Source organism: Glutamicibacter sp. NPDC087661 (assembly GCF_044743275.1).
Classification (GTDB): domain Bacteria; phylum Actinomycetota; class Actinomycetes; order Actinomycetales; family Micrococcaceae; genus Glutamicibacter.
Genome location: NZ_JBIUWE010000001.1, coordinates 1,197,023 through 1,219,177 on the forward strand (window position 1 = coordinate 1,197,023; position 22,155 = coordinate 1,219,177).

The 22,155-nt window shown below is 66.1% G+C and carries 18 protein-coding genes and 1 pseudogene; 11 read left to right on the forward strand and 8 right to left on the reverse strand.

The window, feature by feature from the left end; all coding sequences use genetic code 11:
• Positions 1 to 188: 188 nt before the first annotated feature.
• From ACIOTN_RS05720 to ACIOTN_RS05730, 3 genes are read left to right on the forward strand one after another with little or no spacing between them, the layout of a single operon-like run.
• Positions 189 to 1,610 (forward strand): GntP family permease, encoded by a 1,422-nt coding sequence (locus ACIOTN_RS05720; RefSeq protein WP_402734897.1) that lies wholly within the window; start codon positions 189 to 191, stop codon positions 1,608 to 1,610.
• A 25-nt stretch (positions 1,611 to 1,635) separates the two neighbouring features.
• Positions 1,636 to 2,877: a CaiB/BaiF CoA transferase family protein gene (locus tag ACIOTN_RS05725; protein ID WP_402734898.1), complete on the forward strand. Its 1,242-nt coding sequence runs from the start codon at positions 1,636 to 1,638 to the stop codon at positions 2,875 to 2,877.
• Positions 2,874 to 3,836, forward strand: coding sequence for a hydroxymethylglutaryl-CoA lyase (locus ACIOTN_RS05730; protein ID WP_332504654.1), 963 nt, complete (start codon positions 2,874 to 2,876; stop codon positions 3,834 to 3,836). The genes ACIOTN_RS05725 and ACIOTN_RS05730 overlap by 4 nt, the downstream gene beginning before the upstream one ends.
• Before the next feature lie 49 nt (positions 3,837 to 3,885).
• Here ACIOTN_RS05730 and ACIOTN_RS05735 read toward each other — a convergent pair whose 3' ends face one another.
• Positions 3,886 to 4,689 carry an IclR family transcriptional regulator gene (locus ACIOTN_RS05735; protein ID WP_402734899.1) on the reverse strand — a complete coding sequence of 268 codons (804 nt, stop codon included), beginning with the start codon at positions 4,687 to 4,689 and terminating at the stop codon, positions 3,886 to 3,888.
• A 295-nt stretch (positions 4,690 to 4,984) separates the two neighbouring features.
• Between ACIOTN_RS05735 and ACIOTN_RS05740 the strand changes: the two genes are divergently transcribed.
• The gene (locus ACIOTN_RS05740) at positions 4,985 to 6,697 is read left to right on the forward strand and encodes an AMP-binding protein (protein ID WP_402734900.1); all 1,713 of its coding nucleotides are present in this window, start codon (positions 4,985 to 4,987) and stop codon (positions 6,695 to 6,697) included.
• Positions 6,698 to 6,775: 78 nt separating this feature from the next.
• On the opposite strand, the gene ACIOTN_RS05745 is transcribed toward ACIOTN_RS05740, so the two are convergent.
• The 4 genes from ACIOTN_RS05745 to ACIOTN_RS05760 all read right to left on the reverse strand — a co-directional run bounded on the left by ACIOTN_RS05745 (position 6,776) and on the right by ACIOTN_RS05760 (position 12,695).
• The gene (locus ACIOTN_RS05745) at positions 6,776 to 7,969 is read right to left on the reverse strand and encodes a hypothetical protein (protein WP_332499312.1); all 1,194 of its coding nucleotides are present in this window, start codon (positions 7,967 to 7,969) and stop codon (positions 6,776 to 6,778) included.
• A 125-nt stretch (positions 7,970 to 8,094) separates the two neighbouring features.
• The gene (locus tag ACIOTN_RS05750; protein WP_402734901.1) at positions 8,095 to 9,318 is read right to left on the reverse strand and encodes a hypothetical protein; all 1,224 of its coding nucleotides are present in this window, start codon (positions 9,316 to 9,318) and stop codon (positions 8,095 to 8,097) included.
• Positions 9,305 to 10,870: a signal recognition particle protein gene (ffh, locus tag ACIOTN_RS05755; protein WP_105661194.1), complete on the reverse strand. Its 1,566-nt coding sequence runs from the start codon at positions 10,868 to 10,870 to the stop codon at positions 9,305 to 9,307. The genes ACIOTN_RS05750 and ffh overlap by 14 nt, the downstream gene beginning before the upstream one ends.
• A gap of 193 nt (positions 10,871 to 11,063) precedes the next feature.
• The gene (locus ACIOTN_RS05760) at positions 11,064 to 12,695 is read right to left on the reverse strand and encodes a peptidoglycan DD-metalloendopeptidase family protein (RefSeq protein ID WP_402734988.1); all 1,632 of its coding nucleotides are present in this window, start codon (positions 12,693 to 12,695) and stop codon (positions 11,064 to 11,066) included.
• An 841-nt stretch (positions 12,696 to 13,536) separates the two neighbouring features.
• On the opposite strand from ACIOTN_RS05760, the gene ACIOTN_RS05765 reads away from it, so the two are divergent.
• The 7 genes and pseudogenes from ACIOTN_RS05765 to ACIOTN_RS05795 all read left to right on the forward strand — a co-directional run bounded on the left by ACIOTN_RS05765 (position 13,537) and on the right by ACIOTN_RS05795 (position 18,652).
• Positions 13,537 to 14,262: an alpha/beta hydrolase gene (locus ACIOTN_RS05765; protein WP_286134214.1), complete on the forward strand. Its 726-nt coding sequence runs from the start codon at positions 13,537 to 13,539 to the stop codon at positions 14,260 to 14,262.
• Between the two features lie 142 nt (positions 14,263 to 14,404).
• Positions 14,405 to 14,608 (forward strand): DUF6480 family protein, encoded by a 204-nt coding sequence (locus ACIOTN_RS05770; protein ID WP_105657709.1) that lies wholly within the window; start codon positions 14,405 to 14,407, stop codon positions 14,606 to 14,608.
• Entirely contained in the window at positions 14,598 to 15,233 is a 636-nt protein-coding gene (locus ACIOTN_RS05775; RefSeq protein ID WP_402734902.1) for a cyclodeaminase/cyclohydrolase family protein, read from the forward strand. The genes ACIOTN_RS05770 and ACIOTN_RS05775 overlap by 11 nt, the downstream gene beginning before the upstream one ends.
• A gap of 118 nt (positions 15,234 to 15,351) precedes the next feature.
• A pseudogene (locus ACIOTN_RS05780) lies at positions 15,352 to 15,892 on the forward strand (flavodoxin family protein).
• 120 nt (positions 15,893 to 16,012) lie between these two features.
• Positions 16,013 to 16,543: a hypothetical protein gene (locus ACIOTN_RS05785; RefSeq protein WP_402472896.1), complete on the forward strand. Its 531-nt coding sequence runs from the start codon at positions 16,013 to 16,015 to the stop codon at positions 16,541 to 16,543.
• The gene (locus tag ACIOTN_RS05790) at positions 16,540 to 17,967 is read left to right on the forward strand and encodes a phytoene desaturase family protein (RefSeq protein ID WP_402734903.1); all 1,428 of its coding nucleotides are present in this window, start codon (positions 16,540 to 16,542) and stop codon (positions 17,965 to 17,967) included. The genes ACIOTN_RS05785 and ACIOTN_RS05790 overlap by 4 nt, the downstream gene beginning before the upstream one ends.
• Positions 17,968 to 18,325: 358 nt before the next feature.
• Positions 18,326 to 18,652, forward strand: a complete 327-nt coding sequence (locus ACIOTN_RS05795; RefSeq protein ID WP_286134535.1) for a hypothetical protein — start codon at positions 18,326 to 18,328, stop codon at positions 18,650 to 18,652.
• A 105-nt stretch (positions 18,653 to 18,757) separates the two neighbouring features.
• On the opposite strand, the gene ACIOTN_RS05800 is transcribed toward ACIOTN_RS05795, so the two are convergent.
• Genes ACIOTN_RS05800 through ACIOTN_RS05810 form a run of 3 tightly spaced genes read right to left on the reverse strand, consistent with a single transcriptional unit; the run spans position 18,758 to position 21,910 of the window.
• A complete protein-coding gene (locus ACIOTN_RS05800) occupies positions 18,758 to 19,492 on the reverse strand; it encodes a glycosyltransferase (protein ID WP_402734904.1) in 735 nt (244 codons plus the stop codon).
• A complete protein-coding gene (locus ACIOTN_RS05805; RefSeq protein WP_402734905.1) occupies positions 19,485 to 20,855 on the reverse strand; it encodes a PIG-L family deacetylase in 1,371 nt (456 codons plus the stop codon). Before ACIOTN_RS05805 ends, ACIOTN_RS05800 begins: the two co-directional genes overlap by 8 nt.
• Positions 20,849 to 21,910, reverse strand: a complete 1,062-nt coding sequence (locus ACIOTN_RS05810) for an acyl-CoA dehydrogenase family protein (protein ID WP_402734906.1) — start codon at positions 21,908 to 21,910, stop codon at positions 20,849 to 20,851. The genes ACIOTN_RS05805 and ACIOTN_RS05810 overlap by 7 nt, the downstream gene beginning before the upstream one ends.
• Between the last annotated feature and the right edge of the window lie 245 nt (positions 21,911 to 22,155).

Genomic DNA, 22,155 nt, shown 5'->3' on the forward strand with positions numbered 1-22,155 from the left:
AACTTTCGCCAGCCCATCGCTACTCCCCTTCCTCGCGTTAAGCCGCCAGGGTTCGCATCGGGTTTATTTCCAGAGGTTTCCCGCTTAAGAAGCAAATAGTTTACATCGTGAGCTGACACTCATACTATGAGTTCTCATGCCGTGGCTTATGTCACACTGCTCCCCGATTCCTCTAGAACGGATCCAACATGTCCGATATCGCGATTCTGATAAATACCGCGGTGGCCGTGCTTGCCGCCGTGGTGCTTATCGTGAGATTCAAGGTCAACCCAGTCATCGCCTTGGTCATTGGCTCGCTCTACCTGGGCCTATCCACCGGCTTGGGAGTCACCAAGACCATCGAGACCATCACCCAGGGTTTCGGCGACATCATGGTGGAAGTCGGACTGCTGGTGGCTTTCGGCGTGCTGATGGGTTCCATCCTCAATGAGACCGGCGCCATCCGCCGCCTGGTCGAGCACCTGCTGAACACCTTCGGCCCCAAACGGCTGCCATACACCATGGCGTTGGCTGTCAGTACCGCGCTGCAGACCATTTTCCTCGATGTGCTGCTGGTCATCGCGGCCCCCTTGGCCCGGCGCATGGCGCCGAAAATCGGCAAGCACGGAACCGCGCGCATTGCCACGGCCATGGCCATCGCCGGCGAGGTCGGCATCGTCCTCATGGTCCCTGGCGTCGGCGCCGTCGCCTTGGCCGGTATGCTTGAAGTTCCCCTGGGCAAGATGCTGATCTTCGGCCTGCTGGTCGTCGTGCCCACGGTCTTGATTTCCGTCGCCATCATGTCCTTCTTCTTCGACCGGGGCTTCTGGAAAGCCGAGAGCGATGAGCAGCTGCTGGCGCAAGAGGAGCCGACACCGGGAACCCGCAAGCTGGAGCGCGGCGAAGGAACCGGCCAGGATGCGGCACGCACCGGCAACGCCGGAACAGCCACCGCGGCCACCGCGGTGCAGACCGGGCAGCGCCGCGAGGCGCCCCTGTTCCTGCTCTTCCTGCCGCTGCTCGCATCCTTGCTGCTCATCGCCAGCGGCGCGCTGGCCGAAATCCTGGGCTATGAGGCCAGCTGGATCCAGCTGGTCGGCAATCCGGTAGTTGCCCTGCTCATCGGCCTGGTCGGAACGATCGCCGTGGCACGCTACACCATCGGCCAGAAGGCGATTGACCGCGGCGTGGCCAGCGGGTTCAGGGAAAGCGGGCAGATCCTGTTGCTGACCGGTGTCGGCGGCTCCTTGGCAGCCACGGTTTCCACGGCTGGATTGGGCGACATCATGGGCCAGTTCTTCTCGGCCAGCACCGTTGCACCACTGGTAGTGGTCTGGGGCATCGCGGCCCTGCTTCACATTGCCGTTGGCTCGGTGACCCTTTCCGGGATTACTGCCGCAAGCCTCTTGGCACCGATCGCCCCGAGCCTGGGCATCGACCCGGTGCTCATCGCGTTGGCGGCAGGTTCCGGAGCGCTGTTCATGGTCCACGTCACCTCGAACACCTTCTGGCTCCTGCAGTCGTTGTTCGGGCAGACCGTGCGCGGTGCCCTGAAGACCGTCAGCGTAGGCGTCTCGGTCGCATCCATCGTGGCCCTTGGAATGGTCATGATCCTCAACCTCTTCATTTAGCGCGACAGCAAAGGAACGGCAGAACATGTCAGAGCACATCGCCCCATTGAAGGGTGTCCGCGTTCTCGAATTGGGCAATTACATTGCCGCCCCCACTGCAGGCCGGCTCCTGGCGGACTTCGGCGCCGAGGTCATCAAGGTGGAACGCCCGGGAACCGGGGACGAGCTGCGAAATTGGCGGCTCAAGAAGGGCAGCGTCTCGATGCTGTACCGGACGATCAACCGCAACAAGAAGTCCATCGTCCTGGACCTGCGCAGCGACGCCGGCCGGGAGGCCGTGCTGGAACTGGCCAAGCACTGCGATGTGCTGCTGGAAAACTTCCGTCCGGGCACCTTGGAGAAGTGGGGCCTGGGCCCCGAAGAACTCAGCGCCGTGAATCCGGACCTGGTGATCACCCGCATCTCGGCCTTCGGCCAGACCGGGCCGCTCTCCGAGCGCCCGGGCTTTGCCGCCGTGGCCGAAGCCTTCAGCGGCTTCCGCAATCTGGTGGGCGATCCGGATCGCGCGCCGGTTCGTGTCGGCGTATCGATTGGCGATTCCATTGCCGGACTGTACGCCGCGTTCGGCGCGGTGATGGCGCTCTACCAGCGGGAGATGGCGCGCGGGGAAAAGGCCTCCCTCGGGTTGGACCATCGCGTGATCGATGTGGCGTTGCACGAGGCGATGTTCTCCATGATGGAATCTTTGCTCCCGGACCACGGCGCCTACGGCGAAACCCGGACCCGCACCGGTGGACGCATGGAAGGCATCGCGCCATCCAATGCCTATGTCTGCGCCGATGGGGCCAGCATTGTCGTGGCCGGAAACGGTGACGGGATCTACCGCCGCTACATGGAAGCCATCGGCAGGCCGGAGCTCGGGGCCGATCCGCGGCTGCAGGGCAATGCCCAGCGTTGGGAGGCCAGGGAAATGCTGGATGCCGCCATTGGCCAGTGGGCCGCAAGCGTGGATTCGAGCACGGCCCTGGCCATCCTCGATGCGGCAGGAGTTCCTGCCGGCCCGATCTACAGCGCAAAGGACATTGCCAACGAGCCGCAATACATCTCCCGGAACATGATCCAGCATCTGGATGTCTCCACCGGCGAGGAAACCTTGCACGGTGTCGGCTTCCCCGGCATCGTGCCGGTCATGGGAGGCACCTCGCTGCCCATTCGGAACCTCGGCCCCGACCTCGGGGAGCATACCGAACAGGTATTGGGCGGATTGCTGGGAATGACCGATGCGCAAATCGCGCAAGCCTCGGCTGGCGAAAGGAATATCGCGTGAGCTACTCATTCACCCCCGCAGCCGCGTTGCGCGACGTCACGCTGCGTGACGGGCTGCAGCTGACCGGGAAGCTGCTGAGCACCCCGGAGAAAATCAGGACCGTGCGCGAGTTGATCCGGCTCGGAGTACAGGAAATCGAGCTCGGCTCCATGGCGCGTGCCGACCTGGTGCCGCCCATGGCCGATACCCTCGATGTTGCCCGGGGGCTGCGCCCCGACGAGCTGGAACGCTGCTGGATCTGGGTGGCGACCCCGGGGCATGTGGCCAAGGCGGCCAAGGCGGGCCTCCGGAACTTCCAGTATTGCCTCTCTGTTTCTGATGCGCACAACCAGGCGAATATCGGGCGCAGCACGGAGGCGAGCCTCGCCGCCCTGCCAGAAGCCGTGCGCTATGCCCAGGAAGCCGGCGGGCGCATCCAGCTGTGCCTGGCCACCTCGTTCACCTGCCCTTTCGAGGGGCAGGTCCCCGCCGAGCGCGTGCTGGAGATCGCCAATGATCCACGGGCCGAGGGCACCTGCGACATCGTCATCTGCGACACCCTGGGCCAAGCAGTTCCGGCACAGGTCGCCTCGCTCATCTCCAGGGTCCGCGGCGAAACCCCGCAACGGCGCATCGTGTTCCACGGCCACGATACCTGGGGGCTGGGTGTTGCCAATACGCTGGCAGCCATTTCGGCAGGAGCCACCCTGGTTGATGGAGCGCTCGGCGGCCTGGGAGGCTGTCCTTTCGCCCCCGGAGCCAGCGGGAACACTTCCAGCGAGGACATCCTGTTCGCCACCCAGCCGCCATGGCTCACGCCGCAGCGCTTTGCCGGGCTCGTCGGGCTCTCCGAATCCTTGCTGCAGGAGCTGGGCGAGCCGAACCGTTCCAAGTCGGCCCAGGGGGCGCGTTCCAAGGCAGAAGCCTTTGCCTGGGTGATCCCCTCTGATGCCACGCCGGATTGCGGAACGAGCCTCTAGTGCCGCTGCTGCCTGGTGCCGCCGCGGCCCTCGGACCGGGCGGGCGGCGCTAGGCGGAAGGCCGGTGGGTTTCGCCCGGGAAGCGTCCGCCGATCAGCCGGGTCATCCGTTCAGCAGTGTCCAGCAACGGTTCGATCCAGCTCTGGCAGATCTCCCGCGGCATGCGCAGGGTGGGGCCGCTGATGGTCACCGCCGCCACTAGGCCCGCCGCGGAATCGAACACCGGTGCGGACAGTCCCGAGGCCCCGCTTTCACGCTCCCCCGTGGTGATCGCGAAGCCATCGGCGCGGGTCTGCTGAACCGCTTTTTCCAGGCTGGCCATGCCGGTAATCGTGGCATCGGTCAACGGCTGCAGCTGTGATTCCTGCAACCGCTGCATGAGCTCGGGCTTCCAGGCCAGCAGCACGCGGCCGGCAGATCCGGCATGCAATGGGGCAAGCTCACCCAGGTGCATTTCCCTGCGCAGCGCGTGGCGCGTTTCGGCAATGCCCACGCACACGCGGAATTGCTGCTCGGCACGGAAAAGGCAGGCTGTTTCCCCGGTGAAGTCGCGCAGTTCGCGCAACGATGGGCTGATGACGTCCAGCACTTCCCGCCCCCGGGTCGCCGGCGCGGCCCAGTAGGCCATCTTCATCCCGATGCGGAAGCCGTCATCCTCGCGGTCCAAGAAACCCTGCCCCACCAAATTCGCGACAAGACGCTGCACCGTGGAGGCAGGCAAATCCGTTGCTTCACGGATATCGGCCAAGGACATCACCGGCTGGCGCAGTGAAAAGGAATCGAGGATGGAACTGATTTTTCCCAAGACCAACAGGGGGTTGTGCTTCTTGGCGGGGGTCTCTTCCTTTGGCATAGTCCAGACGCTAGACCATCGGCATCTGCGAGTCCAGTTGCCTGCCTGGCACTGCTCGCAGGCGCCTTGGCCAGCCTGCCACCGGCAGCGTCCTCGCCAGCGGCTTCAGCCGGATCGGGCATTCTGTCACTATGCATGCCCGTATTGGAAGCTACTGGACAAAATTCGTGAAGTTCAGCACCTGCACCGCGCATGGTGACGCAACAATTCGCCAGAACTGTGCACTGAAGTATATTGAATCCTGAAGACCGAAGAATTCTGCCGGGCGCAGGCGCCCATGATGCAAAGGACCCCCATGGGCAATACCGAGAAGTTCCGGGCAGCACGCGATCTGCTGCTGGCAGCACGCGATGACTACGACCGGGCTCGGGCAGAGTTCACGTGGCCGGAATTCACCGATTTCAACTTTGCCTACGACTGGTTCGACGAGGTAGCCAAGGACCCGGCGCGAGCCAATGAACCGGCACTGATCCTCACCGAACCCGATGGCAGCTCGGCACGCTACAGCTGGGCCGAACTTTCGCGCCGCTCCACCCAGGTGGCCCGCTGGCTTTCCGACGAAGGCCTGCAGCGCGGCGATACCATCATCCTCATGCTGGGCAACGAGGTGGCCCTCTGGGAAGTGATGCTGGCCGGCATGAAGCTCGGTGCGGTCATCATCCCGACCACCACGCAGCTGGTCAGCGCGGACCTCGCCGACCGCATCGAGCGCGGCAACGCGAACTGGGTGATCACCAGCCATGACCAGGTCGCCAAATTCGAAGCAGTCCCCGGGGACTACCGGATCGTGCAAGTCCGCGGGCAGGCCGCCGAAGGGACCTTGCACTATGCCAAGTCCCACGACGCTCCGGCCGAATTCCGCCTGGACTCCCCGACCCGGGCCGATGAGAACATGCTGCTCTACTTCACCTCGGGCACCACCTCGTTGGCGAAGCTGGTCCAGCACACCCATACCTCGTACACCATCGGCCACCTGGCAACGATGTTCTGGATCGGCCTGGAACCAGGCGATGTCCATCTGAATGTGGCGTCCCCCGGGTGGGGCAAGCACGCCTGGTCGAATTTCTTCGGCCCGTGGATCGCCGAAGCGACGGTCTTCGTCTACAACTACGAGCGCTTTGATCCGCTGGCGCTGATGAACCAAATGGATACGGAGAAGGTCACCAGCTTCTGCGCGCCGCCCACCGTCTGGCGCTACCTGATCCAGGCGGACTTAGGCAGCTTGCAGACTCCCCCGCGCAAGCTGGTCTCTGCCGGCGAGCCGTTGAACGCCGAGGTCATCGACCAGGTGCGCACCGCGTGGGGGCAGGTGATCCGTGATGGCTACGGGCAGACCGAGACCACCGTGCAGATTGCCAATTCGCCGGGTACCGAGGTGAAGGTCGGCGCGATGGGCCGCCCGATGCCGGGCTATGCGGTGGAGCTGCGCAATCCGACCACAGGGCAGCTGGCCGAAATCGGGGAAATCTGCCTGCGACTGGATCCCCGGCCTGCCGGGTTGATGAAGGGCTATTTCGCCGATCCGGAGAAAACCGCCGAGGCGCTGCGTGGCGGCGTGTACCACACGGGAGATATCGCCGAACGCGATGATGAGGGCGTCTTGACCTATGTGGGGCGTGCCGACGACATCTTCAAATCCAGCGACTACAAGCTCAGCCCCTTCGAGCTGGAGTCAGTGGTCCTGGAGCATCCCGCGGTGGCCGAGGTGGCGGTGGTGCCTTCGCCGGATCCGCTGAAGCTCTCGGTGCCCAAGGCCTTTGTGGTGCTGGCATCGCACGTCGAGCCCGGCGCGGAGGTCGCCAAGGACATCCTCGGCTTCTGCCGCGAGCACCTGGCTCCGTACAAGCGGATCCGGCGGCTCGAATTCACCGCGCTGCCCAAAACCATCTCGGGCAAGATCCGCCGCGTGGAGCTGCGCCTGGCCGAGGAAGAGCAGCATGCGGCCGACACGACCCCGAGCGGCGAGTACCGCGATAGCGACTTCCCTGAGCTGAGGGAACGCGGCTAGGAACGAAAAGGCAGAAGACAGCCCGGCGGGAAGCGGATCCAGCTTCCCGCCGGGCTGTTCTTTGGACGCGGTGAGCGCCTAGTGCTTGTTCTTGGCTTTCAGCGCATCGACGATGCCCTTGCCCAGATAGAAGGCGCCATCGGCGTACCAGGCCAGCATCAGCAGCTGGCGCGCCGGCTTGGGGAACCAGGCGAACTTGCCGCTCTTGGCCAGGACCAGGTGCGCTGCCGCGCCGGAGGCCAGTACGGCGGCACCCGAACCCATTAGCGCTTTCGGATTCCAGTTGTGGCGGTACAGCAGCCGTTCCAGGCCCTTGGCCTCGCGCTCCTGCTCAGCCAGTGCGGACTTCAAGGTCTTGAACGGGCCGCCGGTAGCAATGACCCTGCGGTCTTCGGGCAGCGGGCGGCCGGTGAGGTAATCGATGCTGCGCGGATCGAAGCCGAAGAGCGAGACCAGGCGCTTCATGTCCTTCAGATCCCCGCTGCTGCACAGCAGCTGCTGGGCCTCGGCGCGGTCGGCCGGATCCGGAATCAGCTGCTCGATGATCTGCATTTCTTCTTCGTCCCAGCCAAAGAGCAAGCTGTTGAGCTCATCCAGGCGCACCGCTGCCGGCGAACCGGCTTCCGGTTCCAGGATTGCCGTGCGTTCAAGGTCCACCACCATGGACACCGACGAACCGAACATGGTTCGGCGCGAGCCCTTGGCCTCGATGGTTGCGGTAATGGCATTGCCGGTACGGTCCAAGCACAGGTACGGGCGGTTCGAGCGCGAGATGCTCGGGGCATAGACCGGTTCCTTGGGCATGGCCATCAGGCCGGATACGTTCTCCCAAACCGTGATCTCGTTCTCGGCAAAGCCCGCTGCCAGCACCAGCTCGGACCCCTTGAGCTTTGGCCCGTGCAGCAGCTCGTTGGTGCCGCCGTACTCGCCGAGCTGCTCGTCATCCGGGTTGGGGCCGTCAATCTCGTCCCCGTCAACCAGTACGTAGTCGGCCCCGGTGGAGTTCTTCAGTTCGTGGACCAGTTTGGTCACGCGCGAGCCTTCGCGCAGCTTGCCCTTGGCATCGATGCGGTAGAGCACCGCATCGCGGGCTTCGCTCACGGTGGCCACCTCGGCGGCTACTTCAGTGGAGTTCTCGCGCTCAACAGCTCCGCCGATGAAACCCAGCAGGCGGCGATCGGCCAGCGCGGTGCGTACCAGTTGTGCAGATTCAGGCTTGTCGCCCATGAAAATGAACTCTAGGTTGAGGTAGTTGAACCCGGTTGAATCCACGAAAAGTAACCCCTTTGGTTAATTGGATATGGCGATAAGTCAATCATAGGCGGTAACCCGTGCCGTCCTGGCAGGCAGCGCCCGGGCGGTGGCCTGGCAGGCAGCGCCCGGGCGGTGGCCTGGCGCTAGCGCCGGCGCCGGGCGCGGAACCAGCGGACCGCGCCGAGGACGGTATTCCCGGTGGCATCAACATAGCCGAGCACCAGCAGCAGCACGATCACCCAGGGTGGCGCCCAGGGCTGCTGCCAATGGGTGGCCGCAAGCACCAGCGAGAATACCAGGGCCTCGATGAGCCCCAGCGCCAGCTGCGCGGCGGGTTTCCACGACAACGAGTTGTACCATCGCGGCCGGGCACCGGAGGTGCGGGATTCGGCGATCAGTGCACGGCCCACTGCCCTGGCCATTGACACCGGTTCGATCCATCGCGCGTCCTCCGGAAGATCGGCGTCTTCCAGATAGCGGGCCAGGACCGGTGGATGCCCGAAGGTCTCCAGCACCCGCTGGGCCGACTGCAGGCTGCCGGTGCCCACCAGCGCCTGCTTGAGCCGCTCGATGTGCTCGGCATCGACCAGAAGCCCGGCCAGCTCGTCGAGTTCCTGGCCATCGACGCTGTCCTGGTTGGCGAGCAGCCAGTCCAGTTCGCGCCGGGCGGGTGTTGAGGCCTGAGGCCAGAAGGCGGGGCTGGCCGCGACCGGCCAGATGTGCACCCAGGCCGGGTGCCCGCCGAGCTTGGCAGGCTGCTTGTCGAACCAGAAGCTCGCGGTGAAGCGCGCGCCGGTGCGGCTGAGCATGATCGCCGGATGCTGGCTGGCAGCCAGCACGCCGCCCACCAGGAAGCCTTCGTGCACGGCCACGGCCGCGCCGGCGGATTCCGGCGGCAGGAGCTGCCAGCTGGTTTTGCTCGCCGCGGCCCACACCCCCATGTCCGGCTCGTTCAGCGCGCCGATGGCCACGGTCCGCCCCGGCGGCATGGCATCGAGCCGCGGATCCTCGATGGGCTCCCCGGTTTGCACCTCGGCGTCGTCCTGGTCGATGTACAGCGCACCGGTGCCCAGCTTCAGCGCCAGCGCGAAGTCCTCGACCTGCTGGCCCAGCCTGATGGCGCCCGCGGCGCCAGCGAGCAGCAAGTGCCCCTCGTGGTTCACCGCAAGGCTGGCCTCGATCATCGCCAGCCCGTTCCAGGGCACCGGCACGGAGACCAGCGAGATCACTTCGCGGGCGGCCAGCAGCTCGCGGACCTTGGCTTCGGCCTGCTGCGCCTGGGGTTCTTCGAAGAAAAGAGTCAGGGCGGCGACCAGCGTGTGCTCCTGGTCGCCGCCCTGCAAGGACTGGTTGCTACTTGTTGCCAAGGTACTTTTCGAAGCCCGCCGGCAGGTTCAGGCTCGAAGGATCGAAGTCCTGGTTGGCGCCCTGCCCGAAGGCGGCACCGCTCGGGGCGGCGGCCTTCTTGTTCTTGGCCTCCAGCTCGGCCTGCGCGGCCTTGGCCGGGTTGCCGAACTTCTGCTGCTTCTTGCCCTTGCCCTTGGCCTTCGCCTTGCGGGCAGCGCCCTTGCCGGCCCCCGGCATGCCCGGGATGCCGCCGCCGGCAGCCATCTTCTTCATCATCTTCTGCGCTTCGGCGAAACGCTCCAGCATCTGGTTCACCTCGGAGACCGAAACACCCGAACCCTTGGCGATACGCGCGCGGCGCGAGCCGTTGATGATCTTCGGAGCCACACGCTCGTGCTGGGTCATCGAACGGACGATGGCCTCAACGCGGTCGATCTGGCGTTCGTCGAACTGCTCGAGCTGCTGGCGGGAGATCTGTGCGCCGGGCATCATGCCCAGCAGCTTCTTCATCGAGCCCATCTTCTTGATCTGGGCCATCTGGGCCAGGAAGTCGTCCAGGGTGAAGTCTTCCTGGTCGGCGAATTTCTTCGCCATGCGCTCGGCTTCGGTCTTGTCCCAGTTCTTCTCGGCCTGCTCGATGAGCGTCATCACGTCGCCCATGTCCAGGATGCGCGAAGCCATGCGGTCCGGGTGGAAGATCTCGAAGTCGTCCAGGTTCTCGCCGGTGGAGGCGAACATGACCGGCTTGCCGGTGACCGAGGCGACCGACAGCGCGGCGCCGCCGCGGGCATCGCCATCGAGCTTGGAGAGCACGACACCGGTGAAGTCGACGCCCTCGTGGAAGGCCTGGGCGGTGTTGACCGCGTCCTGGCCGATCATCGCGTCGATGACGAAGAGGACTTCATCCGGGTTGATGGCGGCGCGGATGTTCGCGGCCTGGGCCATCATCTCGGTGTCCACGCCCAAGCGGCCGGCGGTATCGACAATCACGATGTCGTGCAGCTTGGCCTTGGCCTCGGCGACGCCGTCGCGGGCTACCGCTACCGGGTCGCCGGTGGCGGTGTCGAATTCCGAGGAGACGCCCGGGTGCGGTGCGTAGACCGGCACGCCGGCACGCTCGCCGTTGATCTGCAGCTGCTTGACGGCGTTGGGGCGCTGGAGGTCGCAGGCCACCAGCAACGGGGTGTGGCCCTCGGACTTCAGGTGCTTGGCCAGCTTGCCGGCCAGGGTGGTCTTGCCGGCACCCTGCAGGCCGGCGAGCATGATCACCGTCGGCGGGTTCTTGGCCAGGTTCAGGCGGCGGGTTTCCCCGCCCAGGATGCCAACGAGTTCCTCGTTGACGATCTTGACGACCTGCTGGCCCGGGTTCAGCGACTCGGAGACCTCGGCACCCAGAGCGCGTTCCTTCACCTGGGCCACGAAGCCGCGGACCACCGGTACGGCAACGTCGGCGTCAAGCAGGGCGCGGCGGATCTCGCGTGCGGTACCGTCGATATCCGCTTCAGTCAGGCGGCCCTTGCCGCGCAGGTTCTTGAAGGTTGCTGTCAGGCGATCGGAAAGTGAATTAAACACGTGCCGGGCACTTCTTTCGATAGGTCTTGTGGTGCGCATTGGAAAATCGCACAGGACTCAACTCCCAAGAATATCAATAATCGGGCGCTGGACTAACCAGCTGTGCAGCGTTTCACCAGTTGTCTCCTCCCCAGCGCCACGCTGCTCCCGCCCAAAGGGACGGGAGCAGCATCAGGGACCGGGCAGCCACGGACTACGGCTTGGCCTCGCTGGCAGGTGGTGCGGCTGCAGCCGGCGCCTGCGGGAGCTTGGCCGGGGCGCCCGCTTGGGGCTTCACCGCCGCTGTCGCCTGAGGCTTCGGTTTGGCCGGTGCCGGGGCAACTTTTTGCACTGCCGGCGCTGCAATAGCAGGCGTGGGCTTCGGCTTGGACTTGGGCAGAGTTGCTACCGGCGCCTTGGCGACCTGCTTCACGGGCGCTGCAACTTTAGGCTTGGCCGGGGCCTTGGGCTTCGCTGGCGGCTTGGCTTGCTTTTTCGCAGCCGGCACCGCGACCTCGGGCTTGGACTTTTCAGCCGGTACTTCCTTCGCGGCCGGCTTTTTCGCAGTTGTGGACTTGGCCGGTGGCAGGGCCTTGGCCACTGGCGGTTTCTTCTCCGGCTCTTGTGCTTGCAAGTCCACGGTTTTGGGTTGGGCTGCACCTATTTGGCGCTCGACACGAGCTGCGGGGTCGGTGGGTTCCTCGCTGGCTGGAGCATCTTTACCGCCTGGGCCCTGGTCCTCCCGGGGCTCGACGCCAGTTTCCTCGCTGGGTCCAGGCACTTGGGTTGGTTCAGAGGTTCGCGTGGAGTTGGTCGATTCCGTTGCCTCCGGAACGCTATCCGTAGCTGATGGCGACACGCTGGAAGGTGATGCCGAAGGACTTGGCGAGGCGGTCGGCGCCGCCGACGGGCTCGGCTCAGCAACTGGTGCAGTGCTGGGCGTCGGCGCTACGCTCGGCGCGCTCGGCTTGGCCGAAACGGGTGCTGGTGACGCTGATGCAGATGGCGTGGCCTTCGGGCTTCCGGTATTCAACTTTTGCGGCGGCTCGAGTTTCTTGCTCGGCTCTGGTGCCGGTTGCGCCGGACGCGGGGTCGGGCGGAGTTTGCCGGATTCCTTTTTCAGCTGGGCCTTCGGCTTGGCTGGCGCGGCTTGTTTCTTCTTGCTCGCCGCTGGCGGCTGGAGCGGATCCGCGTGGGAGTGCCTCGTGGTCTTCGGCGGCGCTGGATGCTCAGTTCGGGCCGATCCGTGATGCCTGGCCGCCCCGGTGTACTGCCCGCTTCTTCCTGTTGCCGGTTGATGGCGGATCGCGCTGCCGGCATCGACTGCAAATTGCGTCGAAGCGAACAATGCCTGGCGCTGCCCTCCGCCTGAAGGAAGGTAGTTGCGCGGATTATGCCATTGGCCATTGACGATGACCTCGAAGTGCACATGGCACCCCGTGGAGTTGCCGGTGGTCCCGGCCAGGGCGATGATCTGGCCTTGGACAACAAGCTCGCCCACTCTGACGAGCAAGAGCGAATTGTGGCTGTACCCGGTCTGCACCTCATGCCCGTGGTCGATGGTGACCCGCTGGCCCGAGTGCCCGGCCCAGCCCGCGACGACCACCCGGCCCGACTCGCTGGCCCGCACGGGCGAACCGCAGGAAATTGGATAGTCCTGGCCGATATGGATTTGGCGGCCGAACCCGGTCGGATTGAACCTCCAACCGTACGGGCTGGAAATCCGGCGGGTGGCCACTGGATGCTCCAAGAGCAAACCAGGGCTCAGCATTGCCGGACGAATGCCCTGGTCGGCAGCTAGCGGCGCGGGCTGTGCCAGCGCTCCAGGGCTTGTCTTTGCTGTCATCGCTGCCCGATTGGCGGCCACGTGGGCCAGCGGGTCGGGCGCGGACCTTCCAGTTCTTCCGCCAAGTGAACTCAGTCCGAGCACTTGGAGAGCGGATGTTCCGCCCAGATCCGGTGCGGTGACAGCCTCGCTCCCGAGCGCCGGCGCTGGCGCGGCGGGAAAGGCCAGTGTGCTTGATTGGGTTCTGGCTGGCACTGCACCGGCCGCCCCGGGCCAAGCCAATGCACTGCTTAAAGCGAAAGCCGCGGCAATGGCCAGCGCCCCATACGGAAGCCGCCGGCCATTCCCCAAAACGCCGCGCGGCACAGAACTGCTTAAACCATGATGTTGTCGTTTCATAACTTGCCAGTCCCCCAAAAACTGCAACTACTCAACAGAACCTCAGAATAGCCCCGGCACGATGATTAATCCATGGCTAGTTGAAGCCTCTTCAGCAGCGTGAGGATTCCATGCACCACCTCTTTCCCCCCTGCGCCATCGCGGCCACGCCACGCGCGTGGAAATCCAGTACCGGCTCGATGCGGTTTCGGGACCTGGGCGAGGCCCGAAGCACCCTGGAATCCGCCAAAGCACCATGCCTCGCCATCCCAGCCAGCACCCGCGGTAACCCGATTCGGGCTGAAATTTTTAGAGCCCCCACCTGGCTCGTGGGCTGGCACGGGCCATGAAGAGCGCTTCGGCTCGTCGCGGCAGCGGGACGGCCGGCGGCCCCACGCCCGGAATTCCCCAGGCCGGGCAATGTCGCTGCCGGACTCAGCCCTACTCATGTGGTGATAATGCTCTTGGGACTGCGCCTCGGCGCAACCGGTCCCACAGCGCAACACGCAGCAAAGGAGCACCGGTGGAGACCAGCACCCTGTCCAGCAGGCTATCGCGGTGGGCGGTATTGTCCCGCGCCTGGCTGCAGGATTATCTCTATGCCGGTGCCTGGCAGCTGCGTTCGCTGCTGCCAGGTACGGAGGCCGGCCGGCTGCGCTCCGGCAGCCATCCGGCAGCCGAACCGGTGGTGCTGATTCCGGGTATCTGGGAATCCTGGAAATTCCTGCTCCCGCTGGCCGACGCGCTGCACCAGGCCGGCCACCCGGTGCACGTGATCCCGCAGCTCGGCTTCAACCGCGGCACGGTGCCGGAGATGTCCCAGGTGGTCTCCAGCTACCTGGGCCGGGCGCAGCTCGACGATGCGGTGCTGGTGGCGCACAGCAAGGGCGGTCTGATCGGCAAGTACCTGATGTCCGCCTCGCCGCAGGGCTACCGGATCAATCGGATGATCGCCATTGGCACCCCCTTCTCCGGTTCGCGCTATGCACGCTATGCGCCGGTCCGCTCCCTGCGTTCCCTGTCGCCCAACGACCAGGGTCTGCTCAAGCTCTCGGCCAACCTGAGCGTGAATTCCCGGATCATCTCCATCTACAGCAGCTTCGACCCGCACATCCCCGGCGGCTGCGACCTGGCCGGAGCCACCAACATCAAGCTGCCTACACTGGGGCATTTCCGCTTGCTGGGCGATGCGCGCCTGCACGCCGCAGTGCTCAAGCACTTGGCGCCTGGACTGCCGCCGGCCAGCTGAATTCCGGCAGGCAGCGCACCGCAATCCGTGCGTTCCGTGTGAATCGCCCGGTGCTGTTGAGCCCGCCGGGGCCCTGGCCTAGCGTGAGCGGACAAGGGCTGGATCCCCAGCCCGCAGCCCAGATGCAGAATAGGAGCAGCCGATGGACCCGCAGGAATCCTCCGCGTCGCAGCCCGACGCACAGTTGGATGAAGCCCAAGAGGCCAATCGCGAAGCCGCAGCCACATCCAACCCCGACCCAGAGCAGCAACTGATTACTGGACTGGAGCCGGGCGGTTCGGTGCCGCCGGGCGAAACCCCTCCCGGTGAAGGCTCGATGAGCCAAGACCAGGGGCATGGCGAATAGCGGCCCGCAGCGTCCGATCAGCGAGGCGCGCATAGGACCCTGGCTTGAAGAGCTGGCCGAGTCGGACGGGAATCCGGGCGGCGGAGCGGCAGCGGCACTAATGCTCGGTGTTGCCGCCGCGCTGATGTCCATGTCCGCCGGCTACGTCTCGGCCTCCGGACCCGCACAGGCAGAGCTCGCCGGCCTGCAGGCCCGGGCCAAGCAGCTGCGGATCGACGCGCTGGGCCTGGCCGACCGGGATGCCAAGGCCTCCGCGGATTTCGGGGAAGCCTCCGCGCAACCGCCCTCGGAGCAGCGCGACCGCCAGCTCGCCGAGGCCTGCTTGCAGGCCGCGAAATCCTCGGCCGCACTCGGCGCGCTGGCCATGACCGCAGTGAATGACCTGCGCTGGCTTGACCAGCATGCGAAACCGCAATTGGTGGCCGATGTCGCCGCAGCGCTGGGCATGGTCCGCGCAGTGCTGCAGGCCGCCAGCAGCAACCTGCGCTACGACCTGTCCCAGCTGCCCTTCGGCCCGGCGCACGCGCAGCACTCCGGATTATGGGATACCGCAGCATCGCTGGAGCGGGCGATGCAGACCGCCACGCAGCTGGCCGCACGCGTTGATGCACGCATCAAGCGCTGATCCGGCTGCCCGGGAGCACCCTCGATGACAAGGAATGATAGCCATGGCCCAGACACCGATCAATGCACTGATCCTGGTCTGCACCCTTTCCCCTTAGCCCAAAGCCTCCAGCAGCGATCTGCTGGCCCGGCAGGTGGCGGCGGAATTCACGGGGCACCAGGTCCACTCCGAGATCCTGCGCATTGCCGATTTCGACGTGAGGCCCGGAGTGCTCAAGGACATGGGAGGCGGCGACCAGTGGCCGGGGATCCGGCAGAAGCTGCTGGCCGCGGACATCCTGGTGCTGGCCACCCCCGATCTGGCTGGGCCACCCCTCGAGTCTGGCCCAGCGAGTGCTGGAGCGGCTGGATGCCGAGTTGTCCCAGACCGACGAGCAGGGCCGCCCGATCCTCTTCGGCAAGGTGGGCGTGGTGGCCGTGGTGGGCAATGAGGACGGCGCGCACCACGTGATTGCGGATCTGGGCCAGGGCCTGGCCGATGTCGGGTTCACCCTGCCGACCCAGGGCTCCACCTATTGGGTGGGGCAGGCCATGCACACCACCGACTACCAGGATCTGGACCAGACCCCGCAGGTCACGGCCAACGCCACGCAGATCGCCACGCGCAACGCGGCGCATCTGGCGCGGCTGCTCGAAGCCCGGCCTTTCCCCGCCCGATAGCCGCCGGATGCTGGGTGCAGCCTGCGGATCAGTGCCCGGCCATTGGCCAGCGGCGGCCGGTGCCCTAGCGTTTCAGCCAGCAGAAGACTGCAACCCCAGGCGAGAACTAAGGACGGGCCCATGCCGCACAACACCATCGACCAGACGACCTTGCACCGGTACCTGAGCGAACACCTGCTGGGTTCCGAATCGGGGCTGAACCACTTCAAGGCCGCCCACGGCACCTGGGCGGACACCGCCTATGCCCAGCGTTTCGAATCGCTGCACCAGCAGGTCCAAGCAGATCAGGATGACCTGAAACGGATCATGGACCGGCTAGGATGCCGGCAGCGTCCGCTGGCCCGCCTGCTGGCTCCGGCGGCCAAGCTCGCCGGGCACGTCAACCCGTTCAATCCGCTGCGCATGCGCAAGCTGGCCGCCGCGCAGGTGCAGCTCGATGTGCTCACCGGGCTGCTCAATGCCAAGCTGCGCATGTGGCAGACGCTGCTGCTGATGCTGCCCCATGATCCGCGCCTGGACCAGGCGCTGCTGCAGGACCTGTCGCACCGGGCCGAGTCGCAGATCAGCCAGCTCAAGGCGCTCAGCGACGAAACCTGGCCCGAGCGCTTCGCCCCGCCAGTGAACGATGAGCAGGGGGAACACCGCCCATGACCGGCAGGAAAGCGAACATTGTCGGCGCCGGGCCCAACGGGCTGGTCGCCGCGGCGGTCCTGGCCGAGCAGGGATTCGACGTCCAGGTCTTCGAGCGCAATGCCCGTCCCGGCGGTGCCGCGGCCTCCGGCAGCACGCTGGGCGAAGGCACCATTGTGGACCTGGGAGCTGCCGCCCACCCCTTCGCCTATGGCAGCCGCGCCTTCGCGCATTTCGATCTGGCCGGACATGGTTTGCAGTGGGATTTCCACGGCTATCCGCTGGCCCACCCGCTGGACGACGCCGAGTCGGTCTTCCTGCACCAGGACCTCGAAGCCACCATGGCGCAGTTCCCCGCAGACCGGAAGATCTGGCAGCTGCTGCATGGCCCGCTGGTGCGCCATCCGCAGGAGATCCTGGACAACGCCACCAGCCCGCTGCTGGGCATCCCGCCGCATCCGGTGCTCATGGCACGCTTCGGGCTGCGCGCGCTGCCGCCGGCGAAGCTGCTGGCTTCCGCCGCGTTCCGGACCCGGCAGGCCGCGGCGCTCTTCGCCGGATCCAGCGCGCATTCCATGCTGCCGCTCTCCCACCCGTTCACCTCGGGATTCGGCGCGCTCTTCGGGGCCTTGGGCCAATCCTGGGGCTGGCCGGTGGCGCACGGGGGCACCGGCAGCATCATCGACGCGCTGCTGCGGGTGCTCGACGGGCTGGGGGTGCAGATCCATACCGGGCACCAGATCACCCACCTCGCGCAGCTTCCCGATGCGGACCTCACCTTCCTGGATGCCACGCCCCGCCAAGCGGTGCAGCTCGCCGGAGACCAGCTCCCGGCACGACTGCGCCGGCGGTTCGAGCGCTGGCGCTATGGCACCGCGGCCTACAAGGTGGACTACCTGCTCGATGGACCGATCCCCTGGAAGGATGCGCGCACCGCGCAGGCCGGCACCGTGCATGTGATCGGCGATGCCGCCGAGCTGGCCCGGGCCGAGCGCCAGGTCGCCGCCGGGTCAATGCCCGAACGCCCGTTCGTGATGGTGGTCCAGCCTTCGAGCGTCGATGCCTCGCGCGCCCCGGCCGGCCGCCAGGTCATCTGGTCTTACGCCCACGTGCCCCAAGGCTATGACGGGGATGCCGGGGCGCTCATCGATGCGCAGATCCAGCGGTTCGCGCCGGACTTCAAGGACCGGATCGTGCAGCGGGTAGTCACCGGCCCGGCTCAGCTGCAGGCCTGGAATCCGAATCTGGTCGGCGGGGATATCGGCGGCGGATCACTGGCCGGCACCCAGCAGTTCTTCCGCCCCTCGCCCTCGCTGAATCCCTATTCGCTGGGCGTGCCGGGACTGTACCTGTGCTCCTCCTCCACCCCTCCGGGCGGCGGGGTGCATGGCATGGCCGGCTGGCATGCGGCGCACCGGGCGCTGCGTGATCTTGGGAGGCACTGAGCCTAGCAACCACGGTAGCTGAATAGGGATACTGACTAGTAAAGAATAAAGTCTGGGAATTTCCTCAGAATCGCGGCCTGTTCGCAACAACTTGGTGGGCCAATGATAATTTTTTATCAAGTCCCCACCGCTGGCCGCAGGGTCCACAGCGCATTTCAAGGGCCACGCTGCCCAGTCCGGAGGGACAGATAACTGCATTGTTGAAGTGAGAAGTATCGTCTAGAAGTGGAGGGTAGTTCACATGCCAGGAAGGCTAGTCAGGTCCCAGACCGCGTTGCGCGTAGCAGAGCTGCTGGGATCACGCGAGGGAAGAAGTCATCTGAGCAGCTATGGCTGGACCCAAGGAATGCCAGTGGTCATGACACAGCCTTTGGAAGCGCTCGATGATGTGATGGGCCTGGTCTCGGTGCACAAGCGGCCGGTGCTGGTCGCGATGGTTGAACCGCAGACCGAGGAACTGAAGTTCTTGCACATTTCCGAGCCGTCTCCAGTCTTGGAAGTGGTTCAGGCCAGCGCGCCGCGCAGCAAGATCAAGGATCTGTTCGGCCAGGCCGAGCACAGCGGAATGGCTGCATTCCGTGTGAAGTACTGGCAATACACTGCGCTCGCCCACGCGGTTCCGGCTTTCGACGCCAGCAAGCTGGGACACAGGTACGCCACGCAGGAGTCCGGCAGCAGCGTGTAACCGCAAGCACCGCCGCAACGGGCACAGCCCCCGGGAAATCGCGCATCCGCGCAGATTCGCCGGGGGCTGTTCCTATGCCAGGGACCGGGACCGCTTACTTGGGCGCTACCGGGCGTGGAGCATCTGGTGATCCAGCGCGGCAAGATAGTCCGCGAAGCCCTCGCACAACCGCCCGCGCAAGCGCCCCGAGGTGATCGCCTGCAGGCGGGCCGTGGCCTGGACCCGGTAGCCGGCGCGGCGCAGCGCCTCGACCAAGGCCACATCCTCCCGGGCCGCCAAGGGCTCGAAGCCTCCAACATCCAGGTAGGCAGCAACGCACACTCCGAAGTTCGCGCCGTGGATATGGCCATGCCCCTCGATCGGCTGGTAGGCCTGCTCCCATAAGGCGAAGATATGCTCATCGAGTTCGCCGCGGTCCGGTTCCACGGTTCCGGCCACCGCATCGGCCCCGCCGGCGTGCAGGGTGGCAAAGCCCTCCAGCCAATGCTCGGCGACGCAGGTATCCGCGTCGGTGCTGGCCAGCCAGATGGCGCTCGGGTCCGCGTCCGCGCCGAAGCTGGCCAGGGCGTGGCGTGCCCCGGCAGCCCGGCTGGCTCCGACATTACCGAAGCTGGCCTGCAGCAAGCTGATCCGCTGATCTGCGCTAATCTGCCGCTGGGCAACCTGTACCGTGCCGTCGGTGCAGCTATCGGCAACCACGATGGCCCGGACCTGCAGCTGCGGGCGGGCACGCGCCAACCGGTCCATGGCCGCGCGCACCGAATCCAGGCAGCGGCCCAGGCGTTCTTCCTCGTCATGGGCCGGGATGATGACCGCCATGGCCGCCAGCTGCCTACCCATGGGCACCAGCGGGCTTGCGCAGTATTTCAAGCAGGAAATCGGCCTCGCGATGCTCCACGATGCGCTCCCACCCCAGTTCTCCCGCCATCCGGTGCACATCCTCCCCGTCCAGCGGCCAGCCTTCAATGGGATGCAGCCAATGGCAGAGCACCAGCTCTCCGCCGGCTTCCAGTGCGGCAGCACTGGCGGCGAGCACCTGCGCCAATTCGTCGGCGGCCAGGAAATAGCCGATCTCGCTGAGCACTACCAGCTGCACGCTCCCCGGCTCCAGCTGCGGAAATTGTTGGGGCACCGTGGCCTGCAGCAAGCTGACATGCTCCATTCCGGCCACGGCACGCCGGGCCTGGACTAGCGCTGTAGCGCTGGCATCCACCGCCAGCAGGCTGGTGCTGCGGCGGCCCAGTTCGGCGCTCTGCACCCCGATGGAGCATCCCAGCTCCAAAACCGCCGCATACTGTTCCCGGGGCAGGGAGGCGAGCAGGATCTGCTGCTTGCGCTGCTCGTAGCGGCTGCTGCGGTATTCCCACGGATCTTCGCGTTGCCCGTAGAGCTCGTCGAAGACCACCGGAGCCGACGCGGCGTCCTTGTGGCCAGGCCAGGTGGCGCGGAAGATCTCGGCGCCGCGGGAAAAATGCTGAAGGAAGCCTTCGTTAAGGAGGACTTCGTCTCCTGGCAGGGCGGACAGCGGCCGGGTTTGGGAACGGTGGGCCTCCAGGGCGCGGGCCTTGGCATCCGCGCTGGAGGCATCCAGGGCCAGCCGGCGCCAATGCCTGAAGCTGGGCTGCCGGTCCGGTTGCGCCCAGTGCCAGAACCAGATGGGGAATTCCAGATGGCAGGCATTGTGCGCCAGGGCGCAGTCCGCGGCGAGCAGGCCCAGGATTTCGTGGTCCGGGTGCCCGTCGCCGCGGTAGGTGCTGGCGATCAGGCAGCGCTCGCCGGCGTGCTGCTCAAGGGCTGCGCGGATCGGCTCCTGCTGCGCTTCGAGTTTCCCGTCGCCCAGGCCCAAGCAGTGCAGATGCAGCGTTCCGCTGCGCGGTCCTTGTGCGCGCAGCGTGTCCATGGCCTCGGCCAGTTCGGCCTGGCGCAGCGCGGCCAACCGGGCCGCGGACTGTGTTGTGGAGTCCGGATGCGAGGCTTCCCCGAAGCTGCAGACGATCACGTGGACATCGATCCCCCGGCCAAGCGCCATGCGGATCAGCCCTCCAGCTCCCAGCGTCTCGTCATCCGGGTGGGCGGCCAGAACAATCACCGATGCGATTGCGTGGAAGAGCTTCTCCGGATCCAGTACGGCGATCCGCTCTAGCCCAGCCTGCTGCCAGCAGCTTGCAGATGTTCCCTGGTCCTCATGAGTGAAGTTCACCATGCGCTGCCGCCTTCCGCGCCGGCGCGGTCCACCATCAGCTGGCCCAGCGCCGCGTCATCGCGGGCCGCGTGGTGCTGGCGCAGATATATGCCCAGGTCAGCTGCACGCCGCGCATGCTCCTCATCGGCGGTCAGCGGGCCCGGACCGGTGGACTGGCCGCTGAGCTGCAACACCCGCTCGCAGGCCCCGGCCACCTGGCCGCGGACCCGATGGGCCGAAATGGCATCCAGCGCTCCGGCATCGGCCAGCCCGGCGGCCTGTTCCAACAGCGCCGCGCAGCCGGCCAGCAAGCGGTCTGCTTCGCCGAGCCAAGCAAGGGCCAGCTGATCCGGGGTGCGCGCTTGGGCGCTGCGCAGCAGATGGCGGTAGATTCCCACCGCTGCCCCGAACCAGCAGGCGGCCACGCCAACGCCCCCGACAGCGAACCCGGGACGGGACAGGTACCAGCCGGCGTCCTGCACCGGTTGTGCCGGCACGCCGGTGAAGTTCACGCTGCCGCTGGGCAGCTGCGCCATGCCGCGGCTGACCCAGGCATCCGATGCCGGTTCAACGCCCGGATGCCGCAAGGAAACCATGAACAGCCGGCCACCATCGGGCGTGGGGGCGGTGACCAAGGCATGCGTCAGCTGCGCGGCCAACGAGCACCAGGGCTTGGTGCCGTTCAGCTCCCATCCCCCGCCGGACTGGCGGACCGCTTCCAGGGTGGCGTTGGGCGGCTGCGCGGCGAAAACGCCCCATGCAGTGCCGGCCGGCCACGACATGCCCGCCTGGCTCAGGATTCCCGCGGCATCCAAATGCGGTTCCAGCGTCCTGGCCGCGACCAGGTCGGTGGCGGCCACGGAGGCCAGCAGTTCCCACAGGCGCTGGGTCTGTCCGGCCGCTGGCACCGGAGGTTCCTCCCCCGAGCTTTCCAGCGTACGCAGCATCGCTTCCGGGTTGCCCTCGCAGCGCACGGCGGCCGCACGCACCGCTTCTTCGGCGCCCCACCATGACTCGCTGTTGCGGGGGCGGGATCCTGGTTGGGCTGCACTAAACGACACCGGCCGCTGGTCCATCGACTCTCCTTCTCTGCGCGGAACTTTTGGCCAGTCTAGGTCACGGCCCATTCGTGCCCGGCCCAGCTGAATGACTCCTGATAACCGCAAAGGACAGCGCAACGCGGCGACGCAGCTTATGGGATTGGCCGCCGCGACGGCGGCGCTTTGATGATCTGCAAAGTTGGCCGCAAGCAAACTTTCAGCTTCGGGACCCCGATTTGCAATCTGCCCTATAGTTCAAATTGTCAGTAACCAGATCCACA

Excerpts from the sequence above, each read along its gene's own strand:
- ACIOTN_RS05775 (WP_402734902.1), top strand. The coding sequence starts at position 14,598 with ATGGCGAATAGCGGCCCGCAGCGTCCGATCAGCGAGGCGCGCATAGGA.
- ACIOTN_RS05735 (WP_402734899.1), bottom strand. The coding sequence starts at position 4,689 with ATGCCAAAGGAAGAGACCCCCGCCAAGAAGCACAACCCCCTGTTGGTC.
- ACIOTN_RS05725 (WP_402734898.1), top strand. The coding sequence starts at position 1,636 with ATGTCAGAGCACATCGCCCCATTGAAGGGTGTCCGCGTTCTCGAATTG.
- ACIOTN_RS05785 (WP_402472896.1), top strand. The coding sequence starts at position 16,013 with ATGCCGCACAACACCATCGACCAGACGACCTTGCACCGGTACCTGAGC.
- ACIOTN_RS05790 (WP_402734903.1), top strand. The coding sequence starts at position 16,540 with ATGACCGGCAGGAAAGCGAACATTGTCGGCGCCGGGCCCAACGGGCTG.
- ACIOTN_RS05740 (WP_402734900.1), top strand. The coding sequence starts at position 4,985 with ATGGGCAATACCGAGAAGTTCCGGGCAGCACGCGATCTGCTGCTGGCA.
- ACIOTN_RS05795 (WP_286134535.1), top strand. The coding sequence starts at position 18,326 with ATGACACAGCCTTTGGAAGCGCTCGATGATGTGATGGGCCTGGTCTCG.
- ACIOTN_RS05760 (WP_402734988.1), bottom strand. The coding sequence starts at position 12,695 with ATGACAGCAAAGACAAGCCCTGGAGCGCTGGCACAGCCCGCGCCGCTA.
- ACIOTN_RS05770 (WP_105657709.1), top strand. The coding sequence starts at position 14,405 with ATGGACCCGCAGGAATCCTCCGCGTCGCAGCCCGACGCACAGTTGGAT.
- ACIOTN_RS05720 (WP_402734897.1), top strand. The coding sequence starts at position 189 with ATGTCCGATATCGCGATTCTGATAAATACCGCGGTGGCCGTGCTTGCC.
- ACIOTN_RS05805 (WP_402734905.1), bottom strand. The coding sequence starts at position 20,855 with ATGGTGAACTTCACTCATGAGGACCAGGGAACATCTGCAAGCTGCTGG.
- ACIOTN_RS05810 (WP_402734906.1), bottom strand. The coding sequence starts at position 21,910 with ATGGACCAGCGGCCGGTGTCGTTTAGTGCAGCCCAACCAGGATCCCGC.
- ACIOTN_RS05800 (WP_402734904.1), bottom strand. The coding sequence starts at position 19,492 with ATGGGTAGGCAGCTGGCGGCCATGGCGGTCATCATCCCGGCCCATGAC.